The following is a 2,320-nucleotide window of genomic DNA, read 5'->3' as shown; positions in this document are numbered from 1 at the left end:
ATACGGGGTTAGATACCAAGCAAACAAAGGGTGGTATTTCAACGGCGACTCCTCAACGCCTAGCGACGCCAATTCTCAGTCTCCCACCTATCCTACACATCGTTTACCCAATACCAATACTAAGCTGCAGTAAAGGTTCATGGGGTCTTTCCGTCCCGTTGCGGGTACGCGGCATCTTCACCGCGACTACAATTTCACCGAGCTCATGGCTGAGACAGCGCCCAGATCGTTACACCATTCGTGCAGGTCGGAACTTACCCGACAAGGAATTTCGCTACCTTAGGACCGTTATAGTTACGGCCGCCGTTTACCGGGGCTTCAATTCAATGCTTCTCCATTGCTGAATAACATCCCCTCTTAACCTTCCGGCACCGGGCAGGTGTCAGGCCTTATACTTCGTGTTGCCACTTCGCAAAGCCATGTGTTTTTGCTAAACAGTCGCCTGGGCCTTTTCACTGCGGCCTCCCACTCGCGTGGGTAGGCGCCCCTTCTCCCGAAGTTACAGGGCCATTTTGCCGAGTTCCTTAGCCATGATTCACTCGAGCACCTCAGGATTCTCTCCTTGACCACCTGTGTCGGTTTGCGGTACGGGTCGATATACGCTTAACGCTAGAAGTTTTTCTTGGAAGCACTTAGGACAACTATCCGATTGTCCGTAGACGCTCGGTACTATCACCTTCGGCTAGATTCACGCATTTAACTATGATTCCAATACCTACAAGCTTTAACCCGGTATTCCGTCACCGGGCGTGTCTTTCATCACTCCGTCACTCCATCACCTGTATATCAAGTATGGGAATATTAACCCATTTGCCATCGACTACGCCTCTCGGCTTCGCCTTAGGACCCGACTAACCCTGATCCGATTAGCGTTGATCAGGAAACCTTGGTCTATCGGTGTGCGGGTTTCTCGCCCGCATTATCGTTACTTATGCCTACATTTGCTTTTCCAATCGCTCCAATGCACATCGCCATGCACCTTCTCTGCTATTGGAATGCTCCCCTACCACTGATCCGCCGTGGCGGATCAATCCTACGCTTCGGTATTACACTTGATGCCCGATTATTATCGACGCCCTGCCGCTCGACCAGTGAGCTGTTACGCACTCTTTAAAGGAATAGCTGCTTCCAAGCTAACCTCCTGGCTGTCTCTGCAGCTGGACCACCTTTGTTCAACTTAGTGTAAATTTTGGGACCTTAGCGGTAGGTCTGGGTTCTTTCCCTCTCGGACTCGGACCTTAGCACCCAAGCCCTCACTGCCGTTACTGTATGTCGGCATTCGGAGTTCGTCAGGATTTGGTAGGATATGACTCCCCCTAGTCCTATCGGTAGCTCTACCTCCGACATACATTCCACGACGCTGTTCCTAAAAACATTTCGGGGAGTACGAGCTATTTCTCAGTTTGATTGGCCTTTCACCCCTACCCACAGATCATCCGGAAACTTTTCAACGTTTATCGGTTCGGTCCTCCATACTGTGTTACCAGTACTTCAACCTGTCCATGGGTAGATCACAAAGTTTCGCGTCTACCGCCACTGACTAAGCGCCCTTTTCAGACTCGCTTTCGCTCCGGATACAGAACTTAATTCCTTATCCTCGCCAGTGACGAGTAACTCGTAGGCTCATTATGCAAAAGGCACGCCGTCATCCGACCAGTTGGCGGACTCCGACCGCTTGTAAGCGCACGGTTTCAGGTTCTATTTCACCCCGTTATTCACGGTACTTTTCACCTTTCCCTCACGGTACTTGTTCACTATCGGTCTCTCAGGAGTATTTAGCCTTTCCGGATGGTGCCGGATAATTCAATCGGGATTTCTCCTGTCCCGACCTACTCAGGATACCAACCACCATAACCAAAATTCCAGTACGGGATTATCACCCTCTACGATATGCCTTCCCAAACATTTCCTGTCTCTTGATCATAATTTATGTCGGTCCTATAACCCCGACGCTGCCGTAACAGCATCGGTTTGGGCTGTTCCAATTTCGCTCGCCACTACTCTCGGAATCACTGTTGTTTTCTCTTCCTCCGGGTACTTAGATGTTTCAGTTCCCCGGGTTTGCTTTCCTTACGGAATACCCGCCGTGGCGGGTGGGTTGCCCCATTCGGATATCTACGGATCAAGTCCTCTTGCGGATCCCCGTAGCTTTTCGCAGCTTGTCACGTCCTTCTTCGCCTCTGAGAGCCTAGGCATCCCCCGTGCGCCCTTATTTACTTACATTTATCGTATACCGCCTCTTGCTTCGGTATACAACCTATCTTCGCTTCAGGATTTAATCCCTCCGCTCAATTCTCTGCTCAACATGTCAATGAACTCT

The 2,320-nt window shown here is 50.5% G+C and carries 1 rRNA gene; it reads right to left on the bottom strand.

The annotated features are described in order from the left end of the window. Window positions 1-2,223 (bottom strand): 23S ribosomal RNA (locus MM214_RS18835); the annotation flags it as partial. Between the last annotated feature and the right edge of the window lie 97 nt (window positions 2,224-2,320).

It is taken from the genome of Belliella kenyensis (assembly GCF_022549675.1).
GTDB classification, from domain to species: Bacteria; Bacteroidota; Bacteroidia; order Cytophagales; family Cyclobacteriaceae; genus Belliella; species Belliella kenyensis.
This window is presented reverse-complemented; position numbering and strand designations above follow the sequence as displayed.